The sequence below is a fragment of the Lysinibacillus sp. NPDC097231 genome (assembly GCF_044761885.1).
GTDB lineage: Bacteria > Bacillota > Bacilli > Bacillales_A > Planococcaceae > Lysinibacillus.
This window is the reverse complement of sequence record NZ_JBIWDH010000001.1, coordinates 244,375-263,514: the sequence shown is the minus strand read 5'-3', so window position 1 is coordinate 263,514 and position 19,140 is coordinate 244,375. Positions and strand designations below refer to the sequence as shown.

Annotated in this window: 15 protein-coding genes; 7 read left to right on the top strand and 8 right to left on the bottom strand. The window is 37.3% G+C overall.

The window, feature by feature from the left end; genetic code table 11:
• The first annotated feature begins 4 nt into the window (after positions 1-4).
• Positions 5-1,822, top strand: coding sequence for an oligopeptide ABC transporter substrate-binding protein (locus ACIQXF_RS01315; protein ID WP_402778009.1), 1,818 nt, complete (start codon positions 5-7; stop codon positions 1,820-1,822).
• Positions 1,823-2,016: 194 nt separating this feature from the next.
• Here ACIQXF_RS01315 and ACIQXF_RS01310 read toward each other — a convergent pair whose 3' ends face one another.
• From ACIQXF_RS01310 to ACIQXF_RS01275, 8 genes are all read right to left on the bottom strand, one after another.
• A complete protein-coding gene (locus ACIQXF_RS01310) occupies positions 2,017-2,943 on the bottom strand; it encodes an ABC transporter ATP-binding protein (protein ID WP_402778006.1) in 927 nt (308 codons plus the stop codon).
• Positions 2,936-3,991 carry an ABC transporter ATP-binding protein gene (locus ACIQXF_RS01305; protein ID WP_402778003.1) on the bottom strand — a complete coding sequence of 352 codons (1,056 nt, stop codon included), beginning with the start codon at positions 3,989-3,991 and terminating at the stop codon, positions 2,936-2,938. The genes ACIQXF_RS01310 and ACIQXF_RS01305 overlap by 8 nt, the downstream gene beginning before the upstream one ends.
• Positions 3,992-4,006: 15 nt before the next feature.
• Positions 4,007-4,927: an ABC transporter permease gene (locus tag ACIQXF_RS01300; protein ID WP_402778000.1), complete on the bottom strand. Its 921-nt coding sequence runs from the start codon at positions 4,925-4,927 to the stop codon at positions 4,007-4,009.
• Entirely contained in the window at positions 4,924-5,856 is a 933-nt protein-coding gene (locus tag ACIQXF_RS01295) for an ABC transporter permease (RefSeq protein ID WP_402777997.1), read from the bottom strand. Before ACIQXF_RS01295 ends, ACIQXF_RS01300 begins: the two co-directional genes overlap by 4 nt.
• Positions 5,857-5,996: 140 nt before the next feature.
• Positions 5,997-7,649, bottom strand: a complete 1,653-nt coding sequence (locus ACIQXF_RS01290; protein WP_402777995.1) for a peptide ABC transporter substrate-binding protein — start codon at positions 7,647-7,649, stop codon at positions 5,997-5,999.
• Between the two features lie 1,050 nt (positions 7,650-8,699).
• A complete protein-coding gene (locus ACIQXF_RS01285; protein WP_483869722.1) occupies positions 8,700-10,385 on the bottom strand; it encodes a methyl-accepting chemotaxis protein in 1,686 nt (561 codons plus the stop codon).
• Positions 10,386-10,619: 234 nt separating this feature from the next.
• A complete protein-coding gene (locus ACIQXF_RS01280) occupies positions 10,620-12,314 on the bottom strand; it encodes an Rqc2 family fibronectin-binding protein (RefSeq protein WP_402777989.1) in 1,695 nt (564 codons plus the stop codon).
• 169 nt (positions 12,315-12,483) lie between these two features.
• The gene (locus tag ACIQXF_RS01275) at positions 12,484-12,669 is read right to left on the bottom strand and encodes a hypothetical protein (RefSeq protein ID WP_402777987.1); all 186 of its coding nucleotides are present in this window, start codon (positions 12,667-12,669) and stop codon (positions 12,484-12,486) included.
• Positions 12,670-13,193: 524 nt separating this feature from the next.
• Here ACIQXF_RS01275 and ACIQXF_RS01270 point away from each other — a divergent pair.
• From ACIQXF_RS01270 to def, 6 genes are all read left to right on the top strand, one after another.
• The gene (locus ACIQXF_RS01270; protein ID WP_402777984.1) at positions 13,194-14,069 is read left to right on the top strand and encodes a YicC/YloC family endoribonuclease; all 876 of its coding nucleotides are present in this window, start codon (positions 13,194-13,196) and stop codon (positions 14,067-14,069) included.
• A 39-nt stretch (positions 14,070-14,108) separates the two neighbouring features.
• A complete protein-coding gene (gene gmk, locus ACIQXF_RS01265; RefSeq protein ID WP_132357484.1) occupies positions 14,109-14,726 on the top strand; it encodes a guanylate kinase in 618 nt (205 codons plus the stop codon).
• 4 nt (positions 14,727-14,730) lie between these two features.
• A complete protein-coding gene (gene rpoZ / locus ACIQXF_RS01260; protein WP_402777981.1) occupies positions 14,731-14,958 on the top strand; it encodes a DNA-directed RNA polymerase subunit omega in 228 nt (75 codons plus the stop codon).
• A 128-nt stretch (positions 14,959-15,086) separates the two neighbouring features.
• A complete protein-coding gene (gene coaBC / locus ACIQXF_RS01255; protein WP_402777978.1) occupies positions 15,087-16,097 on the top strand; it encodes a bifunctional phosphopantothenoylcysteine decarboxylase/phosphopantothenate--cysteine ligase CoaBC in 1,011 nt (336 codons plus the stop codon).
• Positions 16,094-18,508 (top strand): primosomal protein N', encoded by a 2,415-nt coding sequence (priA, locus tag ACIQXF_RS01250; protein WP_402777975.1) that lies wholly within the window; start codon positions 16,094-16,096, stop codon positions 18,506-18,508. Before coaBC ends, priA begins: the two co-directional genes overlap by 4 nt.
• Positions 18,509-18,644: 136 nt before the next feature.
• The gene (def, locus tag ACIQXF_RS01245; RefSeq protein ID WP_402777972.1) at positions 18,645-19,139 is read left to right on the top strand and encodes a peptide deformylase; all 495 of its coding nucleotides are present in this window, start codon (positions 18,645-18,647) and stop codon (positions 19,137-19,139) included.
• Position 19,140 lies beyond the last annotated feature (1 nt).

Here is a 19,140-nt window from a genome sequence, read left to right as displayed (position 1 = left end):
TACTATGAAAAAAAATTGGTTAATACTATCCGTTATTTTGGCAGTGATGTTTGTATTGGCAGCCTGCAATAATACGGATAAAGATACGGCTAAAACGGATGATAGCAACAAAGACAAACCCGCACAAACAGATGATAAAAAAGTGGATACAGATTCACTTCCTATGGATGTAACAAACGAAGGGGATGTTATTAAAGGCGGTACTTTAAGGGTAGGTCTTGTAACAGATACGCCTTTCAAAGGGATTTTCTCTTGGGAATTATATGACGATAACTACGATTCAGAAATAATGAAATACACAACAAATAGTCTTTTTGCAACGGATGGAGATTTCCTGATAACTGATAAAGGTATTGGGAAATTAGATGTTGATAAGGACAATAAAAAGGCGAAGATTACTATTCAAGGCGACGTTAAGTGGTCTGACGGTCAACCTTTGACAGCTGACGACTTAATTTATCCATACGAAATTATTGGTCACCCTGATTACGACGGAAAACGCTATGACGACGATTTCAAAAATATTGTTGGTGCAGAAGAATATCATGCTGGAACAGCAGATACAATTTCCGGTATTAAAAAAATTGACGAAAAATCTATTGAAATTACGTTCAAGAAAGTGTCACCGGCTATTTTTTCAGGTGGTGATGGACTATGGGGGTATGCAGCGCCGAAGCATCAGATAGAGTCAATCCCAGTTAAAGATGCCCTAATTGCTTCAGATGAAGTTCGTAAAAATCCTGTAACACTTGGACCATTTAAATTTGACAAGATTAAAAATGGAGAGTCTGTTCAGCTTGTAGCAAATGAATACTACTATAAAGGCAAACCAAAGATAGATAAAGTGGTGATCGAGGTTGTTCCTTCAAGTTCAATCGGTGAAGCTATGAAAACGGGAAAATATGATATCGCAACTTCGTTCCCAACGAATCAATATGATAGTTTGAAAGGTCTTTCAAATATAGCGATTCTAGGTCGTCCTGAGTTAGCCTATTCTTATATAGGGTTTAAAGTAGGGAAATACGATAAAGCCAATAGTAAAAATATTTTTAATGAGAAATCAAAAATGAATGATGTAGATTTACGTCAAGCCATTGGCTATGCGATGGATATTGAATCTGTTGGACAAAGATTCTATCAAGGTCTACGTGTAAGAGCAAACTCATTAATTCCACCAGTGTTTGCATCTTACTACGATGGTACGTTAGAGGGTTATCACTATGATCCTGAAAAGGCTAAGGAATTACTAGATAAAGCCGGCTATAAAGATGTAGACGGTGACGGATTCCGTGAAGATAAAGATGGCAAGAAATTCTCTATTCATTTTGCATCAATGGCTGGTTCAGATACAGATGAAGCAATTGTTGAGTACTATCGCCAAAACTGGAAAGATGTTGGATTAAATGTTGAACTGACTACTGGTCGTTTAATTGAATTCAACAGTTTCTATGATAAAGTAGAGGCTGATGATCCAGAAATCGATATGTATATGGCTGCATGGGGAACAGGTACAAATCCGTCTCCAGTAGGTTTATATGGCGAGGGTGCAGAATTTAACATGAGTCGTTTCGTTTCTGCTGATTTAACAAAAATGTTAGAAGACATTGATTCGGAAGATGCAATGGATCCAAAATATCGTGCAAAAGCATTCCGTACATGGCAAGAATATATGAGTAAAACAGCAACGACAATACCAACGTTGTTCCGTACGGAAATCATTCCAGTAAACAAACGTGTGAAAAATTACAATGTTGATTATGCAAATGATACACAAGACAACCTTCAAGATATTGAATTAACAGCAGATGCACCAATAAAATAAGTTAATCACTGAAAAAACAGTCTTTCTTCATATATGGGAAAGACTGTTTTTTATAACTGATTAGAAATAAGCCCATTCATTACTAAAGATAAGCTCCGTCGGAACGAAATCAACCCTAAGTTACTGATAATGAACTTTATTAATTCTAAAAAATCCACCCATTGGAAAGTTCCAATAGGTGGAAATATAAGTTATTATCTATTAGCAACCCATGTTTTCACAAGATCAGCTGTACCATAAACGTAATGCTGATCGCCAACTTCATGGTATGTTGCGCTATCGTCAACTTCTGTATGCTTGTACGGAATACGTTGACGGCGTTTTTCTGACATTGGGTCAGGAAGTGGAATGGCTGATAATAATGATTTTGTATACGGATGAACAGGATGATTATAAATATCATCTGCTTTACCGATTTCCATAATTTTACCACGGTACATAACAGCAATACGATCACTAATGTATTTTACCATGGATAAGTCATGGGCAATGAAGAGATACGTTAAACCACGTTCTTTTTGTAGCTGTTTTAACAGGTTAACAACTTGTGCTTGAATCGATACGTCAAGTGCTGAAATAGGCTCATCGGCGATGATAAACTTAGGATCTAAGCTTAGTGCACGAGCAATCCCAATACGTTGTCGTTGACCACCAGAGAATTCGTGGGCATAACGGTTTGCGTGCTCTTTATTTAAACCAACAGCCTCAAGCAGTTGATTGATTTTCTCACGACGCTCGTTCTTATTTTTGTAAAGTCCATGAATATCAAAAGCTTCAGCAATGATTTCCCCAGCTGTCATACGAGGGTTTAAAGAAGCGTATGGATCTTGGAAAATCATTTGCATTTGACTGTTAAATTTCTTTAATTCACTTTTAGATTTTTTACCATGAACCTTTTCACCGTCGAAAATGACTTCTCCATCTGTAATGTCATACAGGCGAATAATTGAACGACCAGTCGTTGACTTACCGCAGCCTGATTCGCCTACTAGGCCGAGTGTTTCACCTTCATATACATCGAAGCTAATACCGTCAACAGCTTTAATAGGGTTACTAGGTGAACCGAAATGCTGCTTTAAATTTTTGATTTCAAGAATTTTTTTCGCAACCGTTTTAGTCATTTTCTTGTGCCTCCTTTGCTAAATACCCTTCAATACGTTTAGCAACCGCATCTGGAAGTGGAATTTTCGGTGCATCAGGATGCAACAACCAAGTTTTAGCAAAATGTGTTTCACTAACTTGGAACATCGGTGGTTCTTGTTCATAGTCAATTGCCATTGCGAATTCATTACGAGCCGCAAACGCATCTCCCTTTGGAGGATTAATAAGATCTGGTGGTGAACCAGGAATCGTGCGTAATAACTCATCTGTATCGTTATCTAAGTCTGGCATTGAGCCAAGTAGACCCCATGTATAGGGATGCTTAGGATTATAGAAAATATCATTTACAGTACCATATTCAACGATTTGTCCAGCATACATAACTGCCACTCGGTCAGCAATGTTTGCAACAACACCTAAATCGTGAGTAATGAAAATGATAGATGTTTTCGAATTTTTTTGGATTTCTTTCATTAGTTCTAAAATTTGTGCTTGAATCGTAACGTCTAATGCTGTTGTTGGCTCATCGGCAATTAGAAGCTTTGGATCAGCTGCAAGTGCGATGGCAATAACAACACGTTGGCGCATACCACCTGAAAATTCATGTGGATATTGGTTGTAACGTTTTTCAGGGAAGGGGATACCTACCTGCGTTAAAAGCTCGATTGCACGTTTTTTAGCATCAGCCTTTGATACTTTCTTATGTTGTAAAATAACTTCAGTTATTTGACGTCCGACCTTCATAGTCGGATTTAAGCTTGTCATTGGATCTTGGAAAATCATTGCAATTTCATTTCCACGTACTTTTGACATTTCTTTATCAGATAATGGAACTAAATCACGGCCATTAAATAAAATTTGTCCTGACTCATAAATACCAGGTGGCTGTGGAATTAGTTTCATTAATGCGTTACTCGTAACACTTTTACCAGAACCAGATTCACCAACGATTGCTAGTGTTTCACCTTCTTTTAAGTCAAAGTTTACACCACGAACCGCGTGAACAAGTCCTGCATAAGTTTTAAAGTTTATTTTTAAATCTTTTACTTCTAGAATTGTTTTATTCATTTTACGGCCACCTCCTTATTTACGTAGTTTTGGATCTAGTGCATCACGTAAACCATCACCAACTGCGTTAAACGCAAAGATTGTTAGTGAGATAAATATTGCAGGGAAAATCAAGCGCCATGGAGCACTAGTGAGGGCTCTCATTCCTTCAGTTGCCATCGTACCCCAAGAAGCATGTGGAGCAGGAACCCCAAGACCTAAAAAGCTTAAGAATGCCTCTGTGAAAATGGCTGATGGAATTGTTAAAGTCATTGTTACTAAAATAGCACCTAATGCATTTGGAATTAAATGTTTTAAAATTAAATGTCCAGTGCTTGCACCTAAAGTTCGAGCAGCCAGTACATACTCTTGGTTTTTAATGGATAATACTTCACCACGGACGATACGAGCCATACTAATCCAGCCTGTAATCGAAAGGGCAATAATCATTGGAACTAAACCAGGTTGTAAAACAACTAATAAAACAATTACAACTAATAAGTAAGGTACTGCTGTTAAAACATCGGCAATACGCATCATAATATTATCCACACGACCGCCTGCTAAACCAGAAATACTTCCCCAAAGAACACCTATAACTAAGTCAATAACAGCTGCTGTAATCCCGATAAATAGGGAGATACGAGCGCCAGCCCAAATACGAACGAACATATCACGACCTAAATCATCTGTCCCAAACCAAAAATCAGCAGATGGTGGGCTATTAAAGACACCAAGTTGATCGCTGTCTTTATATTGTGAAAACATTGGTACAAAAATGGCCATTGAAACAATGATTATCAACACGATCAATCCGAAAATTGCCAATTTGTTATGAGAAAAACGGAGCAATACTTCCTTCCAGAAGGAAACGGATTTATCAGCTAATTTATCAGTTGCTTCACTATTTCCACCGACAACTTTAAACATTTCTTTGTCAATTTGTTGCTGCGTCATTGTTTATTCGCTCCCTTCAATTTAATTCGCGGATCAATAAAGGTATATAGAATATCAACAATTAATACCGCAAATAATAGGATAATTGAATAGAACACTGTTGTTCCCATGATTACAGTGTAATCGCGGTTTGTAATACTTTGTACGAAGTGTTTACCCAATCCAGGGATTGCGAAAATATTTTCAACGATGAAGCTACCTGTTACAACAGCTGCAGTTAGTGGCCCAAGGTAAGTCACAACTGGCAGTAGAGCATTACGTAAAGAATGACGGAAGACGATTGTCCATCTCCCAATCCCTTTGGCACGAGCCATTTTTACATAATCACTATTGTTTTGTTCAAGCATACTTGAACGTGTTAATTTTGCTATAAAGCCCATGTGTGAGAAAGCGATTGCAAAGGCTGGTAGTATACTGTAGGCAAAGCCTTTCCAACCACCAACTGGGAATAGCTCTAGCTTATAGGCTAAGAAATACTGCATTAAACCAGCTAAGATAAATGAAGGTACTGAAATAAATATCACCGCAAAGGACGTTGCTAAATAATCCGGGAACTTATTATGATAAAGCGCGGCAACTACGCCTATTAATACACCGAAACCAATTGCTAATAGCATAGCTTCGATACCTAATGTTAAAGAAATTGGGAAACTTTCAGAAATAATATCATTTGTAGAACGCGCTTTATACTTCATTGACTCACCGAAATTAAAAGAGGCCGTATCGATTAAATAATCTTTATATTGAATATACCAAGGGTTATTTAATCCATACGTTTCGTTTAACTTTTCCTCAATTTGAGGAGGGAAATTACGTTCACTTGCAAATGGACTACCTGGAGCAAGACGCATTAAGAAAAACGTAGCCGTTACGATGACGAAAAGCGCGAGAAGTATATACATCAGCCTTTTCAGAATATAATTAATCACATAAAACTCCTCCTTCTATTTGTCAATTTTCAGACAAATAAATGCCTTCGTATTTTAAAAAGAGCTGACTCGCGCTAAAAGTGGCTACGAGGCAGCTCTTCCCTATAGAGCTTAAAAGTTAAAAAATTTAGCTGTGAAAATTATTCCACATCAACATATTTAAGTTTAATGTTTCCTAGAATATCTGGAGACATATTTTTAACTTTCTTATCAGCTACTGAAAGGTTAGTGTAGTAGTAGATTGGTGCAACTGGTAATTCAGAAACTGCAACTTTTTCAGCTTGTTTTAATAAATCTAAACGTTTTGCAGGATCTGCTTCAACAATAGAATCTTTTAAAAGCTTTTTGTATTCTGGATTTTCCCAGCCAGTATCGTTGTTACCATTAGCAGCTGTGTCAAACATTTCTAAGAATGTGTAAGCATCGTTGTAGTCACCAATCCAGCCCATACGACCAATTTGGTAATCTAATTGGTTAAGCTTTTCTAGATAAACTTGCCATTCAGAGTTATCAAGACCTACAGTAATACCAAGGTTTTTGCTCCAGCCTTCTTGGATATACTGAGCAATTGAAGCATGACCTTCACTTGTATTATATGAAAGGTTAAGTTTAATATCTTTTGGATCTGTAATACCAAGTTCTTTCATACCAGCTTCAAGTGCTGCTTTAGCACCCTCAACATCGTTATCTTTGAAGTAACCACGGTCTTGTTCAAAACCTTGAATTGCAATTGGAACCATACCTAAAGCAGGTTTTTGTTCACCTTTAGTAACATTGTCAATTAAACCTTGACGATTAATTGCTAAAGTTAACGCTTTACGAATGTTAGCGTTTCCAGTAATTTTATCAGTAGTATTGAATTTGTACCAGTAAACACCAGCATAGTCAGCGATTTTTAACGAACCATCAGCTTTAAAGCCATCGATTTGATCAAGAGCTACTGTTTGATATGGAGCACCTAAATAATCGATTTCTTTGTTTTTGAACATTGTTGCAGCTGTTGCTTCATTTTCAACCATACCAATATTTACAGTATCTAGGGCTACATTTGCAGCATCCCAATACTCTGGATTTTTCTTTAATACGACTGAATCGCTGTGTTTCCAAGTATCTAAAGTGAATGGACCATTTGTTACATAGTTTTCACCAGCATCTGTGTACCATTCGCTATTAGCTTCAACAACTTTTTGATTTAGTGGTGCATATGTTTTAAATGCAACTAACTCTAAGAAGTAAGCTGTTGGTTGTTCTAAAGTTACTACTAAAGTTTTGTCATCTTCAGCTTTAACCGCTACATCATCAGCAGAACCTTTACCTAGGTTGTAAGCTTCAGCACCTTTAATTGGGTAAAGTAAAGAAGCATACTCTGATAGGTTATCTGCATTTAATGCCCATTTCCAAGCATATTCGAAATCACCAGCTACTACTGGGTCTCCATTTGTCCATTTTGCATCACGTAATTTGAATGTGTAAGTTAATTGATCATCACTTACTTCCCATGATTCAGCCATACCTGCTGCTGGTTTTCCATCTTGATCTAAAACCATTAAACCTTCAAATACGTTTTGAAGAATTGCACCAGAAGTTGTATCTGTTGCAAGTGCTGGATGTAAAGATGGTGGCTCAGAAGTTACAACTACATTCAACTCTTTTGAAGTAGCTGTTGTTGAGCCAGAATCTTTTTTATCGTCTTTTGATTTGTCAGACGAATCTCCGCCGAAGCCACATGCAGCAAGAACTAATGAGAATACTGCAAGCACTGTTAGTAATAAAAACTTTTTGTTTTTATTCATGTAAATCCCCCTTATACAATTTTTAAGCCTTCTGTGAAGCTCTTATTTAATATACCAAAAAAATCATTGTGTACAAAATAAAAAAGATTCAAATTTATGTAGTATTATCTGACATCTAATAGAATAATAATTTTTTTCGATTTATCACATTAAAGAACGAAAGTGCTTCGATGATAAAAATTTGATGTTTTACTGTTCTGAATATCAAAAATAAAATAAAAATAAAGAAATGATTTACTATATAGAAAATTCCTATTTTTTTGATAATATTATTCGTTTTTGAAAAATGATTCCAAAGTCATAGATGTAATACCTTGAGGAATTTATCTAGATTTGTAGAAAATCTTTGTAAAACTAAGTGATTTAGTTTTTTATTTAGGTAATTTTTTGTAATTTTCCATCGTGAAACATGATTATTTTTATCTATTAATGATATATAAGAATCTTGTTTTGTATTTATCTAAGATTATTCATTTTTCGAGAGAGAAAAGAAAAAAGAAAGCAGAGATGTGAAAAAATGTGCATTTTTCGAGAAATCTTTGTATTGAATGAAATGTGGTTTTAGTAGAATAAATTTTTTTGAAATAATTTATAAGCTACTTGCATATACAACGATGTATAAAAAAAATGTTCCTTATATCCTTTATATGTATGAAGAGTTAGGATTATTCCAGACAGTAAAACATAACTGTTATAAGCACTCTTGTTCTGCTGTTTTGTGGAGGAATTCATTTGTCTTACGTAGATGGAAAGGCTCTGCATATAATTATTAAAACATTCTTATTATTGTCTAAGTGCGTTGGACTTTTGGCGTGAATGATAGAAAAAATATGATATAAAGCTTTTCTCTGGGGACTTTAAGGTTAAATGCTTCCATCAATAAAATGAAACTTAAGCAGTGGGGTTCCTTGATCCCCACTGCTTATGGTAGGTACACAAGCTAAGTACTCCGCATCCTGCGGAAACGCTTGTGTGACCAACATCGTGTTGGCCTCAATCGGGTTTTATGGATAAATCAAGCAGTGCATGAAGAATCCACTGCTTCAAGGTTTAAAGCTTAAATTGATTAATTTGTGTTTGTAAATCAAATGATTTTTCACTTAAATCTGTAGCAACTTGGTTTACTTGTTGCATTGTAGTAGCTTGTTCTTCACTAGCCTCAGCAACGATTTGTGTATGGGCTGCACTAGAAGATGCACCACTAGCAATTTCTGCGACAGATGCAGCAACTTGTTCCGCACTAGCAGATATTTCTTCTGAAGTAGCAGAAATATCTTCTATTTGATCTGTCATCGTATTGATAGCTTTTACGATTGCTTCGAAAGCTTGGCCAGCATCCCCGATAATTTTTAAACCATCTGTCACAGAATGTAGACCATCTTCTACAGCTTTTTCGACATTTTGTGTATCTTCTTGGATTTCCTGTGTTAAAGATACGATTTGATTGGCTGATTGCTTGGATTCTTCTGCTAGCTTGCGAACCTCATCGGCTACGACAGCAAAGCCTTTACCATGCTCACCAGCACGTGCAGCCTCAATTGCAGCATTTAGAGCTAACAAATTCGTTTGTTCGGAGATTGCTGTAATGACTGTAGTGATATTGCTTATTTCTTCTGATTGTTTACTCAATTTTTCTACGAGATTGTTAATCATATGGGTAGAATCATAGATTACGTTCATTTGTTGTTGAGCGTCATCAATTGTACTATTACCGTTATTTGCTAACTTGTTTGTTGTAACTGCACTTTCATGAAGTTGTTGAGTTGCCTCTGCTATACGTTGCACACCTACTGCTGTTTCATCCATTGCATGTGCACTCTCAGTGGCAGCAATTGTTGCAGCAGATGCGGCATTTGCTGTTTCGTTAATACGCTGTGTCACCTCATGAGAAGAAGCTGTAATTTCTTCAGTAGAGGCAGATAGCTCTTCAGCTGAAGCTGTTAAATGTTCAGCATTGTCTTGTATATGTGTTAATAAACTTCGTAAGCTACTTTTCATGGTGTTAAAGGCTAAAGAAAGCTGACCGATTTCATCTTTAGATTGATGAGAAATATCTTGATGGAATAATTCACCATCAGCAATGTTATTAGCTGCAATAACTATGGATTTTAATGGACGTGAAATTGCGCGCTGCACATATAACATTAGGAATATCCCAAGAATTAGACCAATGATGATTGCGATAATTGAGATTGTTTGTGAATCAGATACTGCTTGTTTGGACTCTTTTGTGACATTATCAAGTTGATTCTTTTGATAACTGATAATATTTTCGGATACTGCTAATAGTCCCTGGTTAGCTTGTTGAACCTCGCCATTAACTTTTTGTAAAGCTTCTTCTAATTTCCCGGCATCATGAAGTGCTAGTGCTTCATCAGTAGCTATATTAAATGCATCATTGTATGTATTTAGATCCTTTACATAAGAATCCATCTCAGATGAATCAGATTTTTTGGTCATTTCGGCTACATGCTCATCTAGCATTCCTGAATATTTTGTGAAGTTGTCTTTATTAGTAGCTATATCCTCGATAAATATTGCGCGAATGAAAAGACCTTGCATAGCTAGTTCAATTTGAATATTATCAGCTAACTCTACTAGGGCAGCACGATTATCTAGTGCATTTTCTAATTTTTTTTCAATGTTTGTAAACTGCATAAACATAATCAACAATGAAATGATTAAGGTGAGGACTATAATGGAAAAACCAAAACTTAATTTTTTGCCTACAGACATAGAGATACGCCCTTTCTGAAATGCTGTTTTATATTTAAATTTAGCCATTAAGAAAGATGGAAGTCAATAACTGTCGAAATAAACAGTTCAGATGATTCATCAATTTTTTTTAAAGTATTATAATGGGAGAATTGTCTGTAAAAATCGATGAGGAAAAGGGTATTTTCATCGCATTGTAGTACTGATTAATCAAAAAAAGAGGAATACGATACATTTCGTATCGTATTCCGAGCTTTAAGACTGTTTTTTTAACTGTAAAATGACAGTTTCATCTGGATCAATAAATAAAGTCTTTTGTTCAAAGTAAATAACAAAACCAGGTTTCGCACCGTTTGGCTTTTTTACCTGACGTATTTCTGTGTAATCTACTGGGACAGAAGAAGAGTCTCTAGCTTTTGAAAAATAGGCGGCCAAAGTAGCAGCTTCTCGTAATGTTGTGTCGTCTGGTGCACTTGAATGGATGACAACATGTGAGCCAGGAATATCCTTTGTATGCAGCCAAGTATCTGTACGCTTAGCGATTTTAAATGTTAGCATATCATTTTGTTTGTTATTCTTCCCAACAGATATGGCTACACCTGTTGAAGACACATAACGTTCAGGTTCAGGTTTGGCTTGTTTTTTCTTTTTTCGACCATGACGTAATTTTAAATATCCTTGCTCTGCTAATTCTTCACGAATTTCTTCTATATCACCAGGAGCAGCTTGTTGAACCTGCTGGGAAAGCATTTCAAAATACGATATTTCTTCCTTCGTTTTTTCTAGCTGTTCCTGAACCATAATAAGAGCATTTTTTGCTTTTGTGTATTTTGTGTAATAGCTTTGGGCATTTTCTATTGGTGTTTTACGTTCACTTACTGGAATAGTGACTTCCTCTCCGTCTTCACTATAGTAGTTAGTGACCGTTACTTCCTTTACACCTTTTTCAAAGGCGTAAATATTCGCCATTAGTAATTCTCCATATAGTTGAAGCTGATCGAGCCTTGAGGCGCGTTCATAGTCTTTATTTAATTTTTTTGTTTTTAATGTAAGCTTATCGATTTCATTTTGTAGCCAGCGCTCTAAATCTCCTGCCTGCTGTTTAACACGGTCGCGCTCTGCGCGTGCAAAGAATACGCGATCAAGTAGCTCGTGTACATTTGGATAAATTGTTACTTCTCCATGTAAATGCGTTAAAGCGATTGGTGAGAAGTATGTTTTATTATTTGCGATTACATACATCGGCTTTGTTCCACCATTATTAAAGGAAGCAATAAAGCTTCTAAAGCAATCTACACTATCTTTTGTGTTTGTTAATCGGAATAATAATTCCTCTGCATGTAGTGGGGAGAAGCCAACAAATTGTGAAACAACTTCCTTAATCGTTTTTGCTTCCGCGAAATAACTTGTCAGTTGTTCGTCGGTTACTGCAAGAGGGTGCCATTTATTCTGCGCAGGTGGTGCCATATAAGGCTGACCAGGTAACACTGTACGGAAACTATTCACGGAAGGTGGTAAATGTTTTAAGCTATCGACTATTTTTCCCTGCTCCTTATCAATTAACAAAAGGTTACTGTGACGCCCCATAATTTCAGCATGAATTTCCCTTACGATTGGGTCCCCAATTTCATTTTTACTTTCAATTTCTACTATTATAATGCGATCAAAATCGTGCTGTTTAATAGAAGAAATAAAACCGCCCTCTAAATGTTTTCGTAACAGCATACAGAACATAGGGGGTTCTGCTGGATTATCAATAGACTGCTCAGTAAGGTGAACACGTGCGTAAGAAGGATGAATCGAAAAAAGTAATTTATGATTGCTTCCGTTTGCACGAATATGTAGGATAACCTCCTGAGCGTTTGGTTGATGTATTTTCGTAATCCGACCTGTTACTAATTGTTGTAGGTCGGCAGTCATTGAATAAGTAAATAAGCCATCAAATGCCATATGAATTCCTCTTTCCAAAATATAAAGCATCTCGGTACTTTCGTATTTATTTTTTAACAGATGTATTGATTTGCCATTTTTATCCTCTCTTCAATTGATTAGAAGATGCCGATTTCCGTTACGGGCTACTTGCAGGTCACGTCCTGTGACAATGCCTTCTTGACCAACATTATGCTGTTGCTGTCGCTACGCTTTCGCACAGACAAAACCATTTTGTTGCTGTCGCTACGCTTTCGCACAGACAAAACCATTTTGTTGCTGTCGCTACGCTTTCGCACAGACAAAACCATTTTGTAGCTGTCGCTTTGCTTTCGCTACAGTTAAGATCTGTTGCTGCAGCTTCGCTTCCGCGCAAAAAACATCTGTTGGCCTTAGGGTCTCGTCTGTCTCGCTTTCCCGCGGGAATCAAGTAGCCCTTCGCTACAATCTGCTAAAAAATGGACGCTTATAAGCAAAATATCAATAAAAAACCTTTTATTACTCAATAACAAAACAATGTTTTCTAATCAACACACCAGTCTCATCTGTGACGTTAATCTCCAAAGAGTCGCTAAGTCTTCACACTAATCAACCTCAAACATGACAAATGTTTTACAAATGTCATCTCTAACTGTTGATGATGAGTTTTTCATATGTTTATCATAGCATTTTTTAGGTGAATATTAAAATATAGCTTCAATTGTGGTAGAATTAGCTTTTGCGTTATCTTCATTCAGCAAATTTTTTGTGCGAAAGCGAAGCGGTAGCTACATTGTTTATCTGCGCGACAGCTACAATTACGTCAAGGCGAAATTGGTCTAATTTTTTATGGAGAGGCGTCATAAATGACTGAGCTTATGTTATAATAATCCCAGTATGCAAAGAAAGGTGTGACGAACCTTGGTGCGTAGTATGACTGGTTTTGGCAGAGGTGTCACAACAACAAGAGACTTTCAATTAACCGTAGAAATGCGCTCGGTCAACCATCGTTTTTTAGAAATTCACGCAAAATTTCCGAAAGAATGGCTTGAAGCAGAAATTTTTGCAAAGAAACTAATTTCACAAGCTTTGTCACGTGGCAAAATTGATGTGATGGTATATGTTAAGGATTTGGAAAACGTCGAGCAATCTATTGAAATTAATTGGTCATTAATTGAAGCGTATCGAAAGGCAAAAGAACAATTAGCGAGTAAAGTACCACTAGAAGAAAAATGGACGATGCAAGAGCTACTATCGCTTGAACAAGCACTTGTACAGGAAAAACCACAGCTTACACCCGAGGATCTACTAAGTGCTGTTGAAAAAGCAGTTACGCGAGCAATTGAGCAGCTAATTCAAATGCGTGAGCGTGAAGGGCAAGAGTTGCAAGATGTTGTTGTACAATATAAAGAACAGTTAACGGAACAAGTGAATCAGATTCGTTCATTCGCTCCTCTTGCTGTTGAAAAATACCGTACACGATTATTGGAACGAATTGCTGAAGTGGCAGACGGTGCGTTGTTAGAAGATCGCTTACTTGCAGAAGTAGCGATATTTGCGGAACGTGTGGACATCACCGAAGAATTGGATCGATTAGATAGTCACTTTAATCAACTGGAGGAAACATTACAAGAAACAATTTCAGTTGGGCGTAAATTAGACTTTTTAATGCAGGAAATTCATCGTGAGATCAATACGATTGGTTCAAAAAATCAATCAACAGAGGCGGCCGTTGCGGTAGTTCAAGCGAAAACAATTTTAGAAAAGATGCGTGAGCAAGTTCAAAATATTGAATAGTATGCATCTGTTATAAATTAAGGGAGATATAGAGAATAAATGATAAAAGAACGCGGATTATTAATTGTTCTGTCTGGCCCATCTGGTGTAGGTAAAGGGACAGTGCGAAAAGAATTATTTTCTCAGCCGAATACGAATTATGAGTATTCCATCTCGATGACAACACGAAATCCTCGCGAAGGTGAAGTAGATGGTGTAGACTATTTTTTCAAGACACGTGAAGAATTTGAAGCGTTGATTGAACAGGGTGGCTTATTGGAGCACGCTGAATTTGTAGGGAATTACTATGGAACACCGTTAGCTTATGTAAATGAAACACTTGATGCAGGTCGTGATGTGTTTTTAGAAATCGAAGTGCAGGGTGCAGCGCAAATTCGTAAAAAGGCACCAGATGCATTGTTTATTTTCTTAGCTCCACCAAGTTTAACGGAATTAAAGGATCGTTTAGTTGGTCGAGGGACAGAAACAGCAGATGTTATTGCAAAGCGTATTGCAACAGCAAGTGAAGAGCTTGAAATGATGAGCCTATATGATTATGTTGTTGAAAATGATGAAGTGACAAATGCCTGTGATCGAATAAATGCGATTATTAAAGCCGAGCATTGTCGTAGAGAACGTGTTGAAAAAAGATATTTGTCAATGTTGAGAGGAGAATAAACCCATGTTATACCCATCAGTAGATACATTAAAAAAAGAAATCGATTCAAAATACTCTTTAGTAAGTTTAGCATCTAAACGTGCTCGTCAAATGCAAGAGGAACAAGGCACTGAACGTTTACACAAGTATGTTTCTCATAAATACGTAGGAAAAGCACTTGAAGAAGTAGCGGCAGGTGTACTTACGAAGGTATCACAGGATGAGTCAGCTGTGTACGAAGACGAAATCTAACATTGATGTAAAAAGCTTTTGCCAAATTAATGTTAAAGTCTGCAGTGGATTTATGATTATACAGAATGCCAAGAGCTCCCGAGGAATGTTCCTTTGGGAGCTTATCATTTGAAAGGAAGATATTGCACATGAATAAAAATATTTTACTTTGTGTTTCAGGTGGTATAGCGGTTTATAAGGCTGTAGCTCTAGTTAGTAAGCTTTCTCAGGCAGGTGCAAATGTTAAGGTTATCATGACAGCATCAGCAAGGCAATTTGTTAACCCATTGAGCTTTCAAGTGATGTCCAAAAATGATGTTTTTTTCGATACTTTTGACGAAAAGGATTCCAGCGTTATTGCCCATATCGACTTGGCAGACTGGGCAGATTTAGTGTTAGTTGCACCAGCTACTGCAAATGTCATTGGTAAACTGGCAAATGGCATTGCCGACGATATGGTAACGACAACCTTACTTGCAACCACTGCATCTGTTTGGATTGCACCAGCTATGAATGTGCATATGTATGAACATCCTTCGGTAAAGCGGAATTTGGCACGACTAGCATCTGATGGTTATCAATTTATTGAGCCTTCAGAAGGATTTTTGGCGTGTGGCTATGTCGGTAAGGGACGATTAGAGGAACCGGAGAAAATAACGGCAATTGTACAAGAGTTTTTTTCAGAGAAGGCTAGACCACTAGTAGGTAAAACTGTAGTTGTGACAGTAGGAGCGTTTCATATTCCTTTGGACGAGCAGCATGTTATTAGTACACAAGCAAATGGTAGGATTGGCTCGGCATTAGCACAAGAGGCGAAAGAACTTGGGGCAAATGTAATCCTTATAGATGAGAAAGAAGCAAGTGTGCATAAACTTATTGAACAACTTGAAGAATATAAAAACCAATATCCTCATGCATTTTTCATTCATGCAGCAAATACTCCTACGATTGAAGGAGCACCGATATTATCTGTAGAAGAAATGACAGCCGTAACTTTTGGACAAAAGGTTATTGGTGAACCAAAGTTATCTGTTGTATCTGATAAGTGGATTGATTTTAGTGACACGGCAGAAGTAAATGGGCGATTTTGGGATACGACAGATGCCATAAAATTTGCGAAAGAACTTTGGATGCATGTCATACAGGGTGAGGAGCAATGAGTTTTTTGATTGCAGAGGTCATAGTGGATGTATCAACATATCATGTAGATCGTCCATTTGACTATGAAGTGCCGATTGAATGGGTAAATATTATAGAAACGGGCTGTCGAGTAAAAGTACCGTTTGGACCTAGAAATGTTTTAGGTTTTGTAGTCGGATTAAAAAGTGAAACAGATGTACCATCTAACAAATTAAAATCTATTGCACAAATTTTAGATATAGAGCCTGTTTTAACAGAAGAAATGCTGTTTATGGCAAAATGGCTAAAAAATGAAACGATTTGCTATGAAATTGATGCCTTACAGGTCATGCTTCCATCAGCGCTTCGAGCGAAGTATGAAAAAATCATAACACTACAAGTGGAGAAAGAAGCTTTACCAGCAGAGGTCAATGCTATTTTTGGTAAGCGACAACAGGCTAATTTCAAAGAATTTGAGCGTGCTGAATTACTTCCCTTATTAAAGCAGCTTATAACTGATAAAATTGTAAAAATTGAAAATATCGTTAAGCAGCAAGGAAATGTGAAAGAAATACGTATGGTCAAAATTTCAGATAATCAGCAAGATATCGATAAGGCAATGGAAGGTGCAGCGAGAGCAGCCAAACAGCGACTGCTGATTGAATGGATGGCCAGACACCTTGGAGAGGTTCTTTTGCCACAGGAAATCTATGAGGAAACAGGTGTATCTTCTGCAGTATTACAGTCAGTTATTGACAAAGGTGCCGCTCACTTTATTCAAGAAGAGGTGTATCGTGATCCTTTTACTAAGGAAGTTTCCCGTACTCAATCTTTACAATTAACAAATGAGCAACATGATGCTCTGAAGGCTATTACCGGATCGATGGAAGAACAGACTGCGACAACCTTTTTACTACATGGTGTAACGGGAAGTGGTAAAACTGAGATATATTTGCAAGCAATACAAAAGGTCTTAGATGAGGGTAAGGAAGCGATTATGCTAGTACCTGAAATATCATTAACGCCTCAAATGACAGAGCGTTTTCGTAGTCGCTTTGGGGAGATGGTTGCTGTGATGCATAGTGGACTATCCGTTGGTGAGAAGTATGATGAATGGCGTAAAATTCAGCAAGGAAAGGTGAGCGTTGTTGTTGGAGCCCGTTCAGCTATTTTCGCTCCTTTTACAAATATAGGTCTAATTATTTTAGATGAGGAGCATGAATCAACGTATAAGCAAGAAGATTCACCACGCTATCATACAAGAGATGTAGCAATTTGGCGAAGTGAATTTTACAAATGTCCCGTCATTTTAGGTAGTGCAACGCCTGCACTAGAATCATTTGCTAGAGCTAAGAAGGGTGTTTATACTTTGCTATCATTAAAGCAACGGGCTTTGCATCAAGCATTACCAACCGTTTTTATTGCCGATATGCGAGAGGAGCTTCAAAAAGGAAATCGCTCTATGTTTTCTGAGCAGCTTGTTGACGCAATACGTGTAAGGCTTGAGAAAAAAGAACAAATGGTACTGTTTTTAAATCGTCGTGGCTATTCTTCATTTGTGCTTTGTCGTGATTGTGGCACGGTTGTACAATGTCCAAACTGTGACATCTCGTTAACATATCATCGCACAACAGAAAAATTAAAATGTCATTATTGTGGTTACGAGGAGCGGGTTCCACAAACTTGTCCGCAATGTCAAAGTGAACATATCCGCTATTTTGGTACAGGAACGCAAAAAGTAGAGGAAGAAATTTATAAGCTATTTCCTGAAGCGAGGGTACTTCGGATGGATGTGGATACAACAAAGCAAAAAGGTGCACATGAAGAAATTTTACAGGCTTTTGGAGAAGGGCAGGCAGATATTCTACTCGGCACGCAAATGATTGCTAAAGGGCTTGATTTTCCAAATATTACGCTTGTAGGTGTTCTAAGCGCTGATACATCACTCCATCTACCAGATTACCGTGCAGCAGAGCGGACATTTCAGTTATTAACACAGGTAAGTGGTAGGGCTGGTCGTCATGATAAGCATGGTGAGGTTATTATTCAAACGTATACCCCGGAGCATTATGCTATTGAGTTGGCAAAACTACAGGATTACGAGCCATTTTATGAACGTGAAATGTTTTTACGTCGTCGTTCGAGCTATCCACCATATTATTTTGTCGCGCTTGTTCAAATATCTCACGAGGATGTTATGCTGGCGGCAGAGTATGCCAGCCGTGCTGCAGATTGGCTACGAGGAAACTTATCAAATCAAGTTGCCATTATTGGTCCAACTACTGCAAGCATTAGCCGTCTCCAAAATAGATATCGCTATCAATGTTTGATAAAATATAAAATTGAACCAAATCTGATTCCGGTCTTACAGCGCCTTCTTGCGATGTATCGAGCGGAATGGATTAAACAGGGTATATTGATGACGGTAGATTTAGATCCGTCAACTATATAAATCACCGAAAGTTGGGCATGACATTTTCTTAAAGCGTATGTAATGTGATAAAAGGTTTAATGACAACTTAAGGTAATGATATGGAATCCAATTAGACAAGGTAATAAGCCTTAAATATAGAAATGAGGAACAGAAGATGGCAATTAAAAAAGTTGTAGAACATCCAGCAAAGGTACTGTCTACACCGTGTGCAGAAGTATCCGAAATTAATGATGAAATTATTACATTACTAGATGATTTATATGACACAATGGTTGAATATGATGGCGTTGGTATTGCAGCACCACAGATAAATGTAGGCTTACGTGTCGCAATTGTTGAGCTTGGTGAGGAACGAGATATTTTAGAAATGATTAATCCTACTGTTATTGAAACAGATGGAGCTGAAGTAGATATTGAGGGATGCTTAAGCTTTCCAGGATTATACGGTGAAGTTGAACGCCCTGACTATGTAAAAATTGAAGCCTGTGACCGTGAAGGACGCGTTTATGAGCTCGAAGCTGGAGGCTTTGATGCACGTGCAATTTTACATGAAATCGATCATTTAGATGGCGTGCTTTTCGATTCAAAAATTAAACGCATTGTCACAGAAGAAGAACTTGAAGCAATGTATGCTGAAGAGGAGGAATAGC